The organism is Streptomyces profundus (genome assembly GCF_020740535.1).
In the GTDB taxonomy this organism is placed as follows: Bacteria; Actinomycetota; Actinomycetes; order Streptomycetales; family Streptomycetaceae; genus Streptomyces; species Streptomyces profundus.
Genome location: NZ_CP082362.1, coordinates 2,891,435 through 2,907,500, shown reverse-complemented (window position 1 = coordinate 2,907,500; position 16,066 = coordinate 2,891,435). Strand labels below are relative to the sequence as shown.

Below are 16,066 nucleotides of genomic sequence, written 5' to 3'. Positions count from 1 at the left end.
TAGTCACATTTCGGTGTGGCGAAGCTGGGAACTTAAGCGCCAGTAAACGGCGGTGGTAACTATAACCATCCTAAGGTAGCGAAATTCCTTGTCGGGTAAGTTCCGACCTGCACGAATGGCGTAACGACTTCTCGGCTGTCTCAACCATAGGCCCGGTGAAATTGCATTACGAGTAAAGATGCTCGTTTCGCGCAGCAGGACGGAAAGACCCCGGGACCTTTACTATAGCTTGATATTGGTGTTCGGTTCGGTTTGTGTAGGATAGGTGGGAGACTGTGAAGCTCAAGCGCCAGCTTGGGTGGAGTCATTGTTGAAATACCACTCTGATCGTGCTGGATGTCTAACCTGGGTCCGTGATCCGGATCGGGGACAGTGTCTGGTGGGTAGTTTAACTGGGGCGGTTGCCTCCTAAAGAGTAACGGAGGCGCCCAAAGGTTCCCTCAGCCTGGTTGGTTATCAGGTGGTGAGTGTAAGTGCACAAGGGAGCTTGACTGTGAGACTGGCGGGTCGAGCAGGTGCGAAAGCAGGGACTAGTGATCCGGCGGTGGCTTGTGGGAGCGCCGTCGCTCAACGGATAAAAGGTACCCCGGGGATAACAGGCTGATCTTCCCCAAGAGTCCGTATCGACGGGATGGTTTGGCACCTCGATGTCGGCTCGTCGCATCCTGGGGCTGGAGTTGGTCCCAAGGGTTGGGCTGTTCGCCCATTAAAGCGGTACGCGAGCTGGGTTTAGAACGTCGTGAGACAGTTCGGTCCCTATCCGCTGCGCGCGTTGGAGTCTTGAGAAGGGCTGTCCCTAGTACGAGAGGACCGGGACGGACGAACCTCTGGTGTGCCAGTTGTTCTGCCAAGGGCATGGCTGGTTGGCTACGTTCGGGAGGGATAACCGCTGAAAGCATCTAAGCGGGAAGCCTGCTTCGAGATGAGGACTCCCACCCACTTGATGGGGTAAGGCTCCCTGTAGACCACAGGGTTGATAGGCCGGAGATGGAAGCCTAGTGATAGGTGGAGTTGACCGGTACTAATAGGCCGAGGGCTTGTCCATAGATGCTCGCGTCCACTGTGAATTTTCGTTGTTTGGCCACGCCTTTTTATAGGGTTCCGGTGGTCATGGCGGAGAGGAAACGCCCGGTTACATTCCGAACCCGGAAGCTAAGCTCTTCAGCGCCGATGGTACTGCATGGGGGACCGTGTGGGAGAGTAGGTCGCCGCCGGACAATTTTTGAATAAAGCAGGAGGGTCTTGTCGGAATTATCGATTCCGGCGAGGCCCTCCTGCTTTTGCTTTCCGCTACGGTGTGCCCATGAGCGGAGAAGCGCGTCTGCTGTGGGACGAGAAGGTCACACACTACAACTTCGGCCCTGGCCACCCCATGGATCCGGTGCGGTTGACCCTGACCATGGCCCTGGTCGAGGCGCTCGGCCTCGACCGGCGGATCGCCGTCAGTGGCGCGTCCCCGGCGGACGAGGCCACGCTGCGCACGGTCCATCAACCGGACTACGTGTCCGCCGTGCAACGCGCATCCCGCCAACCCGAGGACGCCGACGAGAAGTTCGGGCTCGGCACGAGTGACAACTGGGCCTTCGCCGGGATGCACGAGGCATCAGCGCTGATCGCCGGCCAGTCCGTCGCCGGGGCCGAGACGGTGTGGCACGGCCAGGCCGCGCACGCCGTGAACTTCGCCGGCGGGCTCCACCACGCGATGCCAGGCTCCGCCTCCGGCTTCTGCGTCTACAACGACGCCGCCCTCGCCGTCGCGCGCCTGCTTGAGCTGGGCGCCGAACGCGTCGCCTACCTCGACCTGGACGTGCACCACGGGGACGGGGTGCAGAGCGTCTTCTGGTCCGACCCCAGGGTGCTCACCATCTCCGTGCACGAGCACCCCCGCACCCTCTTCCCGCACACCGGCCGCCCCGAGGAGACCGGAGCTGAGCAGGCCCCCGGTAGCGCGGTCAACGTCGCCCTGCCGGCGGGGAGTTCCGACGAGGAGTGGCTCCGGGCCCTGCACGCGGTCGTGCCCGAGCTGCTGGCCGAGTTCCGCCCCCAGGCGCTGGTCTCCCAACACGGGGCCGACACCCACTTCGAGGATCCACTCGCCCATCTCACGCTCAGCCTTGACGCTCAGCGGCTGGGCGCCGAGGCTGTTCACGCCTGGGCGCACAGCTATGCGGACGGTCGGTGGCTGGCCCTCGGCGGCGGTGGATACGCGGTGGTGGACGTGGTGCCGCGGATCTGGAGCCACCTGGTGGGCATCGCGGCACATGCCCCCGTGGCCCCTGAGACGCTGGTCCCCGAGGAGTGGCAACAGCGCGTCTACGCGCTGACCCGGGGGATCGGGCCGCAGCGGATGACGGACGGCCGGTCGCCTCGTTGGACGGAGTGGGGTGCGGGATACGACCCGGCGGATCGGGTGGACCAGGCGATCCTCGCCACCCGGCGCGCGGTCTTCCCCCTGCACGGTCTACTCGCCTGAGCGGACCCGCCCCTACGACGTCCGGTCCTCCCGGGGTAGTTGGGGCTGCCGAGGTTCCGCTGCGTTCACCGCAGGGGGATCTATCGACAAAACGACCTGATTGGTTCTACGTTCGTTGTGCCCGTCCCGGGTGGCCTCGGGGGTGGGATGTCCCGGTCGCCGGGCTCGTCACAGCTTGGTCATGTCTTCTCCTTCACTCGTTCAAGGGCTGTTCTCCGGCGCCGGATTGACGGTGTGGCGGTTCGGGTCCACGGGCCGGGGGAAGTGTCTTCCGCGCAGGTCAGGGCGGAGTCGGCGAAGGTGGGGCGGCGGGGGCCCTTGGTCCCGGAGTCATGGGTCGAGAGCCGGGTGGCAGCCGTTGCGGCGCGTTCCGTCCGTGGCCGGGGCGGGCTGCGAGCCGGTCGCTACGCACCGCGTACGTACTATGTGACAAAGGGTGTTCTCTGTCATGGTAAGGACCGGCTCGTTGGATAAGGCCGGTTGAGGCACCTCTTCCCCACTCGCATCACCCGCCCCTAATCTGGGGAGGAGCGCACATGCGAGAGGGAGTCACCGGAGGGGAAGCCGGTGTCCGACATGTGCGGAAGGTCAGGTGTGACATGGCTGCTGGTGAAAGGCTTCTTAGCGAGGCCAAGTTCCTGACCGTGGCGGAGGTCGCCGCGGTGATGCGAGTCTCCAAGATGACCGTGTACCGCTTGGTGCACGCCGGTCATCTGCCTGCGATTCGAGTGGGAAGGTCCTTCCGAGTTCCCGAGCAAGCCGTTCATGAGTACCTCCGAGAGTCCTTTGTGGGCGTGGAAAGCGCCTGACAACGGACGGAGCCCCCCGATGCCCCTCGATTAACCCGCATCACCCGGTGACCGGTAGGCTGAGCCCATGTAGGTCGTGTGGGCTCGGACGCCCCGCACCGAGTAATCGAAGTGAGCGAGGGTAGTCGTGGGCTCTGTTATCAAAAAGCGGCGTAAGCGGATGGCGAAGAAGAAGCACCGCAAGTTGCTGAAGCGCACTCGTGTGCAGCGTCGCAACAAGAAGTGAGCGAACGCTGCTGACCGGCCCTCCCGCCCCTGTGGCGGGAGGGCCGACGTGCGTCCTGAGGGGGTTCGATGGGGAGGAACGTGCTGGTCACCGGGGCCGCTGGCCAGCTGGGCGGCCGGCTGCTCCGCTTTCTGCGGCGGGACGCGGGGGTGGCGCGGCTGATCGGTGTGGACAGCCGGGCCCCGGTGAGCCCCGTGCCGGACACGGAGTTCGTGCGGATCGACCTCAACGGGCCGACGGTCGTCTCGGTGCTGGTGGAGCGCGCCGTGGACACGGTGGTGCACCTCGACCTCCGGGAGGAGGCGGGAGCGCCAGGGGGGCGGACGTCGGCGCGGGAGGCGAACGTCCTGGGCACGATGCGGCTCCTCGGCGCCTGCCAGCGGGTCCCCGGGGTGCGACGGCTGGTCGTCCGCTCCAGCACGCGGATCTATGGCGGCTCGGCGCGCGAGCCGGCCGTGTTCGACGAGGACAGCCCGCCGAGGGCGCCGGGCGGCGAGGGCTTCGCGAGGGATGTGGCCGAGGTCGAGGAGTATGTGCGGGGCTTCGCCCGGCGGCGCCCCGATGTGTCCGTCACGGTGCTGCGGTTCGCGCATCTGTTGGGCCCGGGGTCGGACGCCCCGCTGGCGGCCTACTTCCGGCTGCCGGTGCTGCCCACGGTGTGGGGCTATGACCCGCGCCTCCAACTGCTGCACGAGGACGACGCGCTGGAGGTGTTGGGCCGTGCGTCGGGCGAACCGGGTCTGGACGAGGGGGCGTTCACGGTGTTCAACGTGGCCGGTGACGGGGTGGTGACGCTCTCCCAGGCCGCGCGCCGGCTGGGGCGGCCCACGGTGCCCCTGATGTCGCCGCTCGCCCCCTGGTTCGGTTCGACGCTGCGGGCGATGGGGGTCGCCGGCGTCTCGGCGGAGCGGTTCCGTTCCCTGCTGGCCGGCCGGGTGGTGCGGACCGCGCGGCTGCGGGCGGCGATGGGGGGCCCGCTGCCGCACAGCACGGCGTTGACCATCGCGGACTTCGGGGCCGTCCACGGGCCCGGGCTGCTGCCGCCCGACACCCTCTCGCAGGCGTTCGACCGGTTCCAGGAGGCGTTGCGTCGTGGCTGATGCCAAGGTGATCCCGTTCGACGAGGGCGAGCGACGCTCCCTGCGGGCCACGGATCCCGGTGAACGGCCCGACGGGCCGGGCGAGTCCACGGGGGCCGGGGAGTCCGCGGCGCCTCCGGAGACGGGCCCGGGCTGGGACGCGGCGCTGGCCCGTGGACTTGCCTTTGTCCGCCGGAGGTTGGCCGGGGACTACGAGGTGGACGACTTCGGCTACGACGAGGACCTCACCGACGAGGTTCTGATGACGCTGCTGCGGCCGGTGTTCGAGCGGTACTTCCGGGTCGAGGTGCGCGGGATCGAGAACGTGCCGGACGAGGGGGGCGCGCTGATCGTCGCCAACCACTCGGGCACGCTGCCATGGGACGGGCTGATGGCCCAGGTGGCGGTGCGCGACCGGCATCCGGCGGGGCGCCGCCTTCGGTTGCTGGCCGCTGACCTGGTGTTCCAGCTGCCGGTGGTCAACGAGCTGGCGCGCAAGGCGGGACACACGTTGGCCTGTGCGGAGGACGCCCAGGAGCTGCTGGAGCGCGGCGAGTTGGTCGGCGTGATGCCCGAGGGCTTCAAAGGCATAGGCAAGCCCTTCGCCGAGCGGTACAAGCTCCAGCGGTTCGGCCGGGGCGGGTTCGTGAGTACGGCGCTGCGGGCGCGGGCGCCGATCGTGCCGTGCTCGATCGTGGGGGCCGAGGAGATCTACCCGATGGTGGGCAACGCGCGGACGGTCGCTCGGCTGTTGGGCCTGCCGTACTTCCCCGTGACGCCGACGTTCCCCTGGCTGGGCCCGTTGGGCGCGATACCCCTGCCGACCAAGTGGACCATCGAGTTCGGCGAGCCGATCGAGACGGGGGATCTGCCGCCGGAGGCGGCGGACGACCCGATGCTGATGTTCCAACTGACCGACCAGGTCAGGGAGACCATCCAGCACACCCTCTACAAGCTGCTGGTGGCTCGCCGTTCGGTGTTCTTCTGAGCCCCTTCCCGCCGCCCTGCCGCCGTGGCCCGCGCGGGTGCTCAGTCTCCGGTGTCGTCGGGTCTGACCTCCAGGCCGAGATCGGGCAGCAGATCGTCCAACAGGGGCGGGATGGTGATGTCGTCGCCCTCCTGCGGCTTGGTGGACTCCGGGGTGTTGGACGGGCCCTGTGTTCTGGGCTGCTCCTCGGGGACGATGGTGTCGAGCAGGCCGGTGCCGCCGAGCAGGCCGCCGCTCTCGGCCGGCGGCTCGGGGCTGGCCGAACCCGCCTCGGCATCGGGGGCGGCCTCGTCGGCCGCGCTGCCAGGGCCGGACAGGGCGCGGCTGGGCGAGGCCATGGGCTCGGCGTCGGCCGTCGCCGAAGGGCGCAGCGAGCCGTTGCTCCGCTCGTCGGCCAGGGCGGTGCCCTCCGGCTCGGGCGGAAGCAGCGAGCGGAGCGGCGCGATGTCCTCCTGCATGGCGTCCAGGACGTCGGTGACCTCGGCCTTCACATCGCCCAGTTGGGGCGGGAGGAGCCGGCGGACCTCGTCCCAGGTGGTGCTCTGGCCCTCGAAGAAGCTGGAGAGGGACTGGATGGAGCCGATGGTGCCGTCGGTCTCGTAGGCGCGGGTGAGCAGCCGGTGGCCCTCGGCGGCGTCGTCGCGCATGTTGGAGAGCGCGCGGCGGACCTCGCCGAGCCGCTCGTGGTCCGGTGTGCCGTCGGGTGGCTCCTGGGTGAGCAGCTGTTGGGCCTCGTGGAGTCGGGTGGCGGCGTGGTCGAGGTAGAGCTGGCCGCGGTCGGCGTCGCCGCTGGCGAAGTCCAGGCGGAGATCCTCCATGCCGCGTTTCAGGCCGTACAGGGTGTCGCCCGGCAGGGCGTCGCCCGAGGCGGCGGCGACGCCGCCGAAGGCGCCGGCCGCCACGCCGGCGGCGAGCCCGCCGGCGGCCAGCCCCTTGGAGAGCCGGGAGCGCGGGCGCAGCCGGCCGAACGGCCCGACGGCGAGGCCACCGGCATGCTCCCTGCGCTGTTGCTGGGGGACCAGGGCCGGCCTCTGGGCGGCTTCGGCGCCGCCCTCGGCTCGGGTGTCGTTCATCGCGGTGAGCAGCGCGGCGCGCTGGTCCGCGCGTGTCTCGGCGGACAGCTCGGGCCTGGGCAGGGCGGTCAGCCGGTCCACCACGGACAACAGGGCGGACTGCTCGACCCCTTGGGCGGAGCCGGCATGGGGCCTGGCCGCCGGGGTCACTTCGTTATGCCGGGGCTCTTCGCCGCAACGGGGCTCCTCTGGTGGGTGGGCCTCTTCGAGCAGCTGGGCGAAGGCAAGGGCGCGGCGGTTTGCCGACACGGAACCGATCACGGACGGCACCTCCTCTCGTCACACGAAGGACTCCCTAACGGGTATGGAAGTTTCGGGCTTCTGCCAGGAGCATCCGGATGAGTGAAACCCCTGGCGGAATGTGGCCGTAGGGAGTCCGCGAACCCGACAACGAGTGGACCGGCAGTCGGGTTACGGCTGACAGATTATGTGACTGATTGACTGCCCATGCCTACACCCTGTCATGCTCCGGAGGAGGGTGTGTGTGCGGGGAGTGCGGCGCCGCGCGCCGTGGTTCACCGGGTGTGGTGCCGCACCGTGCGCGGCGGTTCAGCGGGCGTGGCGGTTCAGCGTGCGTCGTCGGGGAGGAGCCGGGCGAGGGTGCGTACGGCGCGGTACTGGAGTGTCTTGATCGCGCCCTCGTTCTTGCCCATGACCCGGGCCGTCTCGGCGACCGAGAGCCCTTGCAGGAACCGCAGCGTGACGCACTCCTGCTGTTGGGGGTTGAGCTTGTGCACCGCGTCCAACAGGGCGGAGTTGGCCAGCGACTCCAGCACCGACTCCTCGGGGCTGCGCTCCACCTCGTTGGCGTCCAGCATTTCGCCCGTGGTCACTTCGAGGCGGAATCGGCTCGACTTGAAGTGGTCGGCGACCAGGTTGCGCGCGATGGTGACCAGCCAGGCGCCGAAGTCGCGCCCCTGCCAGGTGAAGGTGCCGATGCGGCGCAGGGCGCGCAGGAAGGTCTCACTGGTGAGGTCCTCGGCGGTGGCCCGGCCGCCGACGCGGTAGTAGATATAGCGGTAGACCGTGTCCGAGTAGTGGTCGTAGAGGCTGCCGAACGCCTCCGACTCGCCGTTCTGGGCGCGCTCGACCAGATCCATCATGCGGCGGCTGTCGCTGTCGGCGGCGGGCCGCCTGGCGGTGGAGGCGCCGGCGGAGCCGGCGCGGGCGCGTCTGCCGACGGTGGTGGGGCCGGCGGTGCTTTCGGCCAGGGCGTAGGCGAACGGGCCCGCGGGGACGGGTGTGGCGAAGGCAGGGGTGGCGAACGCGGGGGGGACAAGGTCGCGCAGCCGGTCGAGGACCGTCGTGCGCAGCGTAGCCAGGCCCGAGGCGACAACCCCGACGTGTGGGTACACGGGACTCCCAGAGGCAGAGCTTCCAAGACGAGCGGTACTTGGTCCGGTGCCGTCACCTGGCTGGGGACGGGTGGGGACCGGAACGCGTCTGAGGAGAATAACGCTTCGTGAAGACAGCGCTACGCCCAGTTGCGGAAATCGCCGATTCGGTTTGAAGAGTTACGCGTTGTGTTCGCCGCGCCACGGTAACGCCAGGGGGAAGTTGACCGTAAAGGCCGTGTTCTTGATAAGGCGGTGACCGATATTGATCGATGTGGGTGCGGCCCCCCTGTTCCGCCTGTGCCTGCGGCGAATATGGGGACGGCGCCGGATGAGCGCCGCGATGAGCGCCGCATGTCAGTGGCGGACCGGCCGGAGCTCGGGAGCACGGGTCAGCCAACCCAACGACCTGACCAGGGGATAGTCACACCCGACGCGTCATTCGCCCCGGGATGCCCGAGTCGCCTCAGCGGCGGCGGCGATGGACCGCGACCGCGGCGGCGGCCCCGCCGACCACCGCGCCCGCGCCGGCCGCGGCCGGCACCCCGATGCGGACGGCCTTGCGGCCCCTGCGGTAGTCCCGCAGCCGCCAGCCCATCTCCTTCGCGTGGGCGCGCAGTTGGCTGTCCGGGTTGATCGCGTAGGGGTGGCCGACCAGTGACAGCAACGGGATGTCGTTGGCCGAGTCGCTGTAGGCGGCGCAGCGGGCCAGGTCCAGGCCCTCGGCCTCGGCCAGCGCCCTGACCGCCACGGCCTTGGCCGGGCCGTGCAGGGGCTCGCCCACCAGGCGGCCCGTGTAGACGCCGCCGACGGACTCGGCGACCGTGCCGAGCGCGCCGGTCAGGCCGAGCCTGCGGGCGATGATCGCCGCCGTCTCGACGGGGGCCGCCGTCACCAGCCACACGCGCTGGCCGGCGTCCAGGTGCGCCTGGGCGAGGGCCCTGGTGCCCGGCCAGATGCGGCCGGCCATGTACTCGTCGTAGATCTCCTCGCCGATGGCCATCAGATCGGCGACCCGGTGGCCCTGGACGATGGAGAGGGCGCTGTCCTTGGCGTCCGCCATGTGCCCCGAGTGCTCGGAGCCGGCCAGCCGGAAGTACGCCTGCTGCCAGGCGAAGCGGACCAGTTCGCGCTTGGTGAAGAACTTCCGCTTGTAGAGGCCGCGTCCGAGGTGGAAGATCGCCGCGCCCTGCATGACCGTGTTGTCCAGGTCGAAGAAGGCGGCGGCCCTGGGGTCGCCAGGGGTGGGGAAGGCGGGCGCGTCCTCGTCTTCTCGCGCGGGGGCGTGCGCTGCCTGGCGCGCGGCCTCGGCCGCCGCCTCACCCGCCAGCACGCTGCGCTCGGTCGCCGTGCGTCGGCGTGCGGCGAGCCAGCCCTTGGGACGGGCGGCCCACGAGGTCAGCGCGGGAAAGCCGGAATAGCGGGGCCTGGCCATATGTCGAGCATAGCCATCCCGTCCGGTCCACCGGATGGGGCCCGGGTGGCCCTTCGGTGGCCTGTCGGTGGCTCGTCGACGGCTTGTCGAGGGTGCCGGAAGGTGCCGGGTGGCGTCCGGGGCGTCCGTTCGGCGGCAGAATGGGCGGCATGAGTCTGCTGCGCCGTGCCTCCCGTAAGCGTCCGGTCGCCGAGCGTGTGGTGACGTTGATCGGCCGGTCCGGGTGTCATCTCTGCGATGACGCGCGGCAGGTGGTCAGCGAGGTGTGCGACGAGTTGGGAGCTCGTTGGGAGGAGCGGGACATCGACCAGGACGCCGAGTTGCGCCGCAGGTACTGGGAGCAGATCCCGGTGGTGTTGGTGGACGGGGAGCAGCACGATTTCTGGCGGGTCGACGAGCGGCGGCTGCGGCGGGCTTTGGGGGCTTGACCCGATTTGGATTAGCATTCGGGGTCGATTTTTCCCTTCAGGGGCGTATAGGTGAGGAGTGTGGCTCGGTGTCCGTGTTGGTCCGTGTGGCACCGGTCACTTTGCAGGGACAAAACGGACACAATCTTTGTGCACGCGTTCACAAAGGCATAGCCTGGGCACGGTTGAGCGGTTGTGGCGCACGTGCCGCAGGTATCCGCCTTCCGGATGGCCCGACCGGCAGGAGCACCGTGGCAACTGGCCGAAATCACCGACCGGCGACCCGAAGCCGAGGAATTCCCGAGGCGACCGTCGCGCGGCTCCCCCTGTATCTGCGGGCCTTGACGGCGCTGTCCGAGCGCTCGGTGCCCACGGTGTCGTCCGAGGAGCTGGCGAGCGCCGCCGGAGTCAACTCGGCGAAGCTCCGCAAGGACTTCTCCTACCTGGGCAGTTACGGCACCAGGGGCGTCGGCTACGACGTCGAGTACCTCGTCTACCAGATCTCGCGTGAGCTGGGTCTCACCCAGGACTGGCCCGTGGTGATCGTCGGTATCGGTAACCTCGGCGCCGCGCTCGCCAACTACGGCGGATTCGCCTCCCGGGGCTTCCGGGTCGCCGCGCTGATCGACGCCGACCCCACGCTGGCCGGGCGCCAGGTGGCCGGCATCCCGGTGCGTCATGTGGACGAGCTGGAGGAGATCATCGACGCCAACGGGGTTTCCATCGGTGTGATCACCACCCCGGGCGGCGCGGCCCAGCAGGTGTGCGACCGGCTGGTCGCCGCCGGGATCACGTCCATCCTCAACTTCGCCCCCACCGTGCTGACGGTGCCCGAGGGGGTCGACGTGCGCAAGGTCGACCTCTCCATCGAGTTGCAGATCCTCGCCTTCCACGAGCAGCGGAAGGCCGCCGAGGCGATGGCGGGCGAGGTGCCCGAGTCCGCGGCGCCGGGGCGCGCGGTGCGGGGGACGGGGCGCGAGCAAGGTCCGGAGGGGGACATTCCGGCGGTGATGCCGGCATGACCCTGTTGGTCGTGGGGCTGAGCCACCGCAGCGCGCCCGTCAGCGTGCTGGAGCGTGCCGCGCTGAACGCGGAGGCGGGCGGCAAGCTCCTCAGGGAGCTGACGGACGACACGGCGCTGGAGGCGGCGCTGCTCTCCACCTGCAACCGCATCGAGATCTACGCCGAGGTGGATCGCTACCACCCCGGCGTCTCCGCGCTGACCACGGTGTTGGCGCGGCATGCCGGGGTGTCCGTCGACGAACTCTCTCCCTACCTCTATGTCCACTACGAGGAGCGGGCGGTGCGGCATCTGCTCACCGTGGCCTCGGGTCTTGACTCGATGGTGGTCGGCGAGGGGCAGATTCTCGGCCAGATCAAGACGGCGCTCGCGCTGGCGCAGGACGAGCACACCGCGGGGCGGCTGCTGAACGACCTGTTCCAGCAGGCCCTTCGGGTCGGCAAGCGCGCGCACAGCGAGACGGGGATCGACCGGGCGGGTCAGTCCCTGGTCACCTTCGGGTTGCAGCAGTTGGCCGGTGCCGGCGAGGCGCCGTCCTCGGCGCCCTGGCGCCGGGTGCTGGTGATCGGCGCCGGCTCCATGTCCTCCCTGGCCGCGTCCACGCTGGCGCGGGCCGGTGTCGCCGAACTGGTGATCGCCAACCGGACCTTGGAGCGCGCCGAGCGGCTGGCCGAAGGGCTTGAGCAGAGCGGGGTCAAGGCCAGGGCGGTGCCGATCAACGCGATCTCGGTGGCGGCCGAGCTGGCCGTCGCCGATCTGGTGGTCTCCTGCACGGGGGCCACCGGTCTCGTGCTCACCACCGAGGCGGTGGCGCACGCGATGCGGGAGCGGGGACGGCCGCTGGCGGTGCTCGACCTGGCCATGCCCCGGGATGTGGACGCGGGGGTGCACCGCCTTGAGGGCGTGCGTCTGGTCGACATCGAGTCGCTGGCCGCGGCCTCGGCCGACGCCCCGATGGCGGCGGACGTGGACGCGGTGCGGGGCATCGTCGCCGACGAGGTGGCCGCGTTCTGCGCCGCCCGCCGCGCGGCGCACATCACGCCGACCGTGGTGGCGCTGCGGGAGATGGCCTCCGATGTGGTGGCCGCCGAACTGACCAGGCTGCACGGTCGCGTCCCCGATCTGGACGACAAGCAGCGAGCGGAGATCACCAGGACGGTGCGCAGGGTGGTGGACAAGCTGCTGCACGCGCCGACCGTACGCGTCAAGGAGTTGGCCGGTGAGCCGGGCGGCGACCACTACGCGACGGCGCTGCGTCAGCTTTTCGATCTCGACCCGCGGGCGGCCGTCGCCGTTCGCAACCCGGAACAGGAGCGGTCATGAATGCCCTGCGGCTCGGAACCCGGCGCAGCCAGTTGGCGATGGCGCAGTCACGCGGCGTCGCCGACCGGTTGACCCGGTTGACCGGGCAGCCCGTCGAGCTGGTGGAGATCACCACCTACGGGGACATCTCACGGGAGAGCCTGGTGAGCATCGGCGGCACCGGGGTCTTCGTCTCGGCGCTGCGCGACGCGCTGCTCGGTGGGGAGATCGATTTCGCGGTCCACTCCCTCAAGGACCTGCCGACCGCGCAGCCGGCGGACCTCACGCTGGCCGCGGTCCCCGAGCGGGCCGACCCGAGGGACGCGCTGATCGCCCGCGACGATCTCGACTTCGAGCGGCTCGCCATGGCGGGCCGCGCCGGCGGACCGGCCAGGATCGGCACCGGGTCTCCGCGCCGGATGGCGCAACTCAACTCCTGGGCACGGGCGTTGGGAAGGGAGATCGAGACGGTCCCGATTCGGGGGAATGTCGATACCAGGATCGGGTACGTGCACAGCGGCGAACTCGACGCGGTCGTGCTCGCCGCCGCCGGGCTGGGCCGGCTGGGCCGCAGCGCGGAGATCACGGAGTTCCTGGCTCCCGACATCGTGCTCCCGGCCCCGGGCCAGGGAGCGTTGGCGGTGGAGTGCGCCGCGTCCCGCGTGGAGCTAGCCGCCCAGCTCGCCGGGCTCGACGATCCGCACACCCGGATCGCCGTGGCCGCCGAGCGAACCCTGCTCGCCGACTTGGAGGCCGGTTGCAGCGCCCCCGTGGGGGCCTTCGCCGACCTGCTGGCCGACGGGCAGGCCGTCACCGAGCTGCGTCTGCGCGGCGTCGTCGGCACGACCGACGGCTCCCAGCTGGTGCAGCTGTCCACCACCGGTCCCCTACCGGCGTCCGTGGCGGAGGCGGTGGCCATGGGCCGCCAACTCGCCGACGAGATGCTCGCCAAGGGCGCGGCCGGTCTGATGGGGGAGCGAGCGTCTTGAGCCCCACCACCGCGCACGTCACGCGCGCCAAGCCGACTGTCAGCGCCCTGGGACACGTCACCTTCCTCGGTGCGGGACCCGGTGATCCGGGCCTGTTGACCCTGCGCGCCGTTGACGCGTTGGCGCAGGCCGATGTGCTGGTCGCCGACCCCGCCGCCTATGAGGTGGTCCGGGCACACGTCAAACCGGGCACGGACACCCCGTTGCAGAACGCGGCCGAGGGCGAGCCACCGACCGCCGTGGGTGACGATGTGGCAGATCTTGTCATGCGGGCCGCGAGCGCCGGCAAGCGGGTGGTCCGTGCCGTGGTCGGCGACCCGGGCATGGACACCGACGCCACCGGGGACATGCTGGCGCTGGCCGCCGCCGGCATCATCTTCGAGGTGGTGCCGGGCGTGGCCAGCGCGGTCGGCGTGGCCGCCTACGCCGGGGTGCCGCTGCGCGACCCCGAGGGCGGCGACGTGCGTTTCGTTGACGCGCGTTCCGTCGACGAACGCTGCTGGAACGAGATCGGCGGCAGCGACGCCACCGTGGTGATCAGCTGCGTGCTGGAGACGGTGGCCCAGTCGGCCGCCCGGCTGATCGCCTCGGGGCGCAAGCCCGACACCCCGTTGACCGTCACCCTGGCCGGCACCACGACGCGGCAACGCACCTGGACGGCCACCCTCGGCACGGTCGAGCGGACGTTGAAGGTCGCCAAGGTGCTGCCGTCCGTGGACGGAGAACGCCCGGTCATAGCCGTGGTCGGCGAGCGCAGCGCGCCCGCGCTGCGCGACCAGCTGGCCTGGTTCGAGTCCAAGCCGCTGTTCGGCTGGAACGTGTTGGTGCCGCGCACCAAGGAGCAGGCGGCGTCGCTCTCCGACCAACTCCGGTCCTATGGCGCGGTGCCGAGCGAGGTGCCCACCATCGCCGTCGAACCGCCGCGGACCCCGCAGCAGATGGACCGCGCGGTCAAGGGCCTGGTCACCGGGCGCTATGAGTGGATCGCCTTCACCTCGGTCAACGCGGTGCGCGCGATCAGGGAGAAGTTCGAGGAGTACGGCCTGGACGCCAGGGCGTTCGCCGGGATAAAGGTCGCGGCGGTGGGTGAGCAGACGGCCGCCGCGCTGGTCGAGTTCGGCGTGCGGCCCGATCTGGTGCCCAGCGGCGAGCAGTCGGCGGCCGGCCTGCTGGAGGACTGGCCGCCGTACGACCCGGTCTTCGACCCGATCGACCGGGTGTTCCTGCCCCGCGCCGATATCGCCACGGAGATGCTGGTGGCCGGCCTGGTCGAGATGGGCTGGGAGGTGGACGACGTCACCGCCTACCGCACGGTGCGGGCGTCGCCGCCGCCGGCGGAGACCAGGGAGGCGATCAAGGGCGGCGGTTTCGACGCGGTGCTCTTCACCTCGTCGAGCACGGTGCGCAACCTGGTCGGGATCGCGGGCAAGCCGCACAATGTGACGGTCATCGCGTGTATCGGCCCGGCGACGGCGGCGACCGCGCAGGAGCACGGGCTGCGGGTCGACGTGCTGGCGCCGGAGCCCTCGGTGCATCAACTGGCGGAGGCGCTGGCCGAGTTCGGTGCCGAGCGGCGGGCGGCGGCGCTGCGCGCCGGCGAGGTGCTGAAGCGGCCGAGCGAGAAGCGACCGCAGCGGCGGCGCGCGCGGACGTCCTGAGGGACGGCCCGCGCCTGTCGTGTGGGGACGGCGCGCGCCTGTCGTGTGGGACGGCGCGCGCCCGGGTGGCGCGCGCCGGCGCCGGGGGCGTACAACCGGGGGCACGGGGCGTGGAAGACGAGTGAGTACGGAGCGGTTTCGTTGAGTGCAGAGAACGGCGCGTTTCCCGATGTCCGGCCGAGGCGGCTGCGCACCACCCCGGCGATGCGCCGCATGGTGGCCGAGAGCCGGCCACATCCGGCTGATCTGATCCTGCCGGCCTTCGTCAGGGAGGGCGTGGACCGGCCCGTGCCGGTGTCCTCGATGCCGGGCGTGGTCCAGCACTCGCTGGACTCGCTGCGGGCCGCGGCCGTCGAGGCCGCCGAGGCCGGGGTCAGCGGGCTGATGCTCTTCGGGGTGCCGGAGGAGCACAAGAAGGACGCGATCGGCAGCCCTGGCACCGACCCCGACGGAATCCTCCAGGTGGCGCTGCGCGCGGTGCGCGCCGAGGTCGGCGAGGCGCTGGTGGTGATGGCCGACACCTGCCTGGACGAGGTCACCGACCACGGGCACTGCGGGGTGCTGGACGCCGAGGGCCGGGTGGACAACGACGGCACGTTGGCGCGGTACGCCGAGATGGCCGTGGTCCAGGCCGAGGCGGGCGCGCGGGTGCTGGGGCCCAGCGGCATGATGGACGGCCAGATCCGGGTGATCCGGCGGGCGTTGGACGCGGCCGGGCACCAGGACGTGGCGCTGCTCGCGTACACGGTCAAGTACAGCTCCGCTTTCTACGGCCCGTTCCGCGAGGCGGTCAACTCCTCGTTGCGGGGCGACCGCAGGAGCTACCAGCAGGATCCACCCAACGTCCGCGAGTCGCTGCGGGAGTTGGCGCTCGACCTGGCCGAGGGCGCGGACATGGTGATGGTCAAGCCGGGCCTGCCCTATCTGGACGTGCTGCGCCAGATCGCCGACCGGGCGACGGTGCCGGTCGCGGCCTACCAGATCTCGGGCGAGTACGCGATGGTCGAGGCCGCGGCCGAGAAGGGGTGGCTGGATCGGGAGCGGGCCATCGAGGAGACGCTGACCTCGTTCAAGCGGGCCGGCGCCGACCTCACGTTGACCTACTGGGCCACGGAGTTCGCCCAGTGGCTGCGCGCCCGATACTGACCGGCCTGGACTTTCCGATGACCGCCTGGTGATCATTGCCGCCCTTTCGGGTCCGGTCTGGCGATGATGGGAGGGCTGTACCTTTCGGAATTCTCGCGTTCTTCGGGATCTTCGGGATCTTCGAGT

General features: G+C 70.1%; 14 protein-coding genes and 2 rRNA genes (1 of these 16 only partly in view). 13 read left to right on the top strand and 3 right to left on the bottom strand.

Annotated elements, in window-relative coordinates:
• The 7 genes from K4G22_RS12765 to K4G22_RS12735 form a co-directional block, all read left to right on the top strand.
• Window positions 1-1,045: ribosomal RNA gene (locus K4G22_RS12765) — 23S ribosomal RNA — on the top strand; it begins 2,068 nt to the left of the window's first position.
• A gap of 55 nt (window positions 1,046-1,100) precedes the next feature.
• Window positions 1,101-1,217, top strand: a 5S ribosomal RNA gene (gene rrf, locus K4G22_RS12760).
• A gap of 86 nt (window positions 1,218-1,303) precedes the next feature.
• Window positions 1,304-2,473, top strand: a complete 1,170-nt coding sequence (locus tag K4G22_RS12755) for an acetoin utilization protein AcuC (protein ID WP_228080258.1) — start codon at window positions 1,304-1,306, stop codon at window positions 2,471-2,473.
• 599 nt (window positions 2,474-3,072) lie between these two features.
• Window positions 3,073-3,282, top strand: a complete 210-nt coding sequence (locus tag K4G22_RS12750; RefSeq protein ID WP_019431885.1) for a helix-turn-helix domain-containing protein — start codon at window positions 3,073-3,075, stop codon at window positions 3,280-3,282.
• A gap of 127 nt (window positions 3,283-3,409) precedes the next feature.
• Window positions 3,410-3,508: a 30S ribosomal protein bS22 gene (locus K4G22_RS12745; protein WP_003948845.1), complete on the top strand. Its 99-nt coding sequence runs from the start codon at window positions 3,410-3,412 to the stop codon at window positions 3,506-3,508.
• Between the two features lie 68 nt (window positions 3,509-3,576).
• On the top strand, window positions 3,577-4,608 hold the full coding sequence (locus K4G22_RS12740; protein WP_228080256.1) for an NAD-dependent epimerase/dehydratase family protein: 1,032 nt from the start codon (window positions 3,577-3,579) through the stop codon (window positions 4,606-4,608).
• A complete protein-coding gene (locus tag K4G22_RS12735; RefSeq protein WP_228080253.1) occupies window positions 4,601-5,575 on the top strand; it encodes a lysophospholipid acyltransferase family protein in 975 nt (324 codons plus the stop codon). Before K4G22_RS12740 ends, K4G22_RS12735 begins: the two co-directional genes overlap by 8 nt.
• 41 nt (window positions 5,576-5,616) lie before the next feature.
• Here K4G22_RS12735 and K4G22_RS12730 read toward each other — a convergent pair whose 3' ends face one another.
• The 3 genes from K4G22_RS12730 to K4G22_RS12720 all read right to left on the bottom strand — a co-directional run bounded on the left by K4G22_RS12730 (window position 5,617) and on the right by K4G22_RS12720 (window position 9,417).
• A complete protein-coding gene (locus K4G22_RS12730; protein WP_228080251.1) occupies window positions 5,617-6,909 on the bottom strand; it encodes a DUF5667 domain-containing protein in 1,293 nt (430 codons plus the stop codon).
• A gap of 305 nt (window positions 6,910-7,214) precedes the next feature.
• The gene (locus K4G22_RS12725) at window positions 7,215-8,003 is read right to left on the bottom strand and encodes an ECF subfamily RNA polymerase sigma factor, BldN family (RefSeq protein ID WP_228080249.1); all 789 of its coding nucleotides are present in this window, start codon (window positions 8,001-8,003) and stop codon (window positions 7,215-7,217) included.
• 445 nt (window positions 8,004-8,448) lie between these two features.
• Window positions 8,449-9,417, bottom strand: a complete 969-nt coding sequence (locus K4G22_RS12720; RefSeq protein WP_228080247.1) for an HAD family hydrolase — start codon at window positions 9,415-9,417, stop codon at window positions 8,449-8,451.
• Between the two features lie 149 nt (window positions 9,418-9,566).
• Between K4G22_RS12720 and K4G22_RS12715 the strand changes: the two genes are divergently transcribed.
• The 6 genes from K4G22_RS12715 (at window position 9,567) to hemB (ending at window position 15,940) form a co-directional block, all read left to right on the top strand.
• On the top strand, window positions 9,567-9,845 hold the full coding sequence (locus K4G22_RS12715; RefSeq protein ID WP_228080245.1) for a glutaredoxin family protein: 279 nt from the start codon (window positions 9,567-9,569) through the stop codon (window positions 9,843-9,845).
• Between the two features lie 230 nt (window positions 9,846-10,075).
• The gene (locus K4G22_RS12710; RefSeq protein WP_228080243.1) at window positions 10,076-10,846 is read left to right on the top strand and encodes a redox-sensing transcriptional repressor Rex; all 771 of its coding nucleotides are present in this window, start codon (window positions 10,076-10,078) and stop codon (window positions 10,844-10,846) included.
• Window positions 10,843-12,168 carry a glutamyl-tRNA reductase gene (locus K4G22_RS12705; RefSeq protein WP_228080241.1) on the top strand — a complete coding sequence of 442 codons (1,326 nt, stop codon included), beginning with the start codon at window positions 10,843-10,845 and terminating at the stop codon, window positions 12,166-12,168. The genes K4G22_RS12710 and K4G22_RS12705 overlap by 4 nt, the downstream gene beginning before the upstream one ends.
• Window positions 12,165-13,136, top strand: coding sequence for a hydroxymethylbilane synthase (gene hemC / locus K4G22_RS12700; protein ID WP_228080239.1), 972 nt, complete (start codon window positions 12,165-12,167; stop codon window positions 13,134-13,136). The genes K4G22_RS12705 and hemC overlap by 4 nt, the downstream gene beginning before the upstream one ends.
• Window positions 13,133-14,794 (top strand): bifunctional uroporphyrinogen-III C-methyltransferase/uroporphyrinogen-III synthase, encoded by a 1,662-nt coding sequence (locus K4G22_RS12695; RefSeq protein ID WP_228080236.1) that lies wholly within the window; start codon window positions 13,133-13,135, stop codon window positions 14,792-14,794. Before hemC ends, K4G22_RS12695 begins: the two co-directional genes overlap by 4 nt.
• 141 nt (window positions 14,795-14,935) lie before the next feature.
• On the top strand, window positions 14,936-15,940 hold the full coding sequence (gene hemB / locus K4G22_RS12690) for a porphobilinogen synthase (protein ID WP_228080234.1): 1,005 nt from the start codon (window positions 14,936-14,938) through the stop codon (window positions 15,938-15,940).
• Window positions 15,941-16,066: the final 126 nt, after the last annotated feature.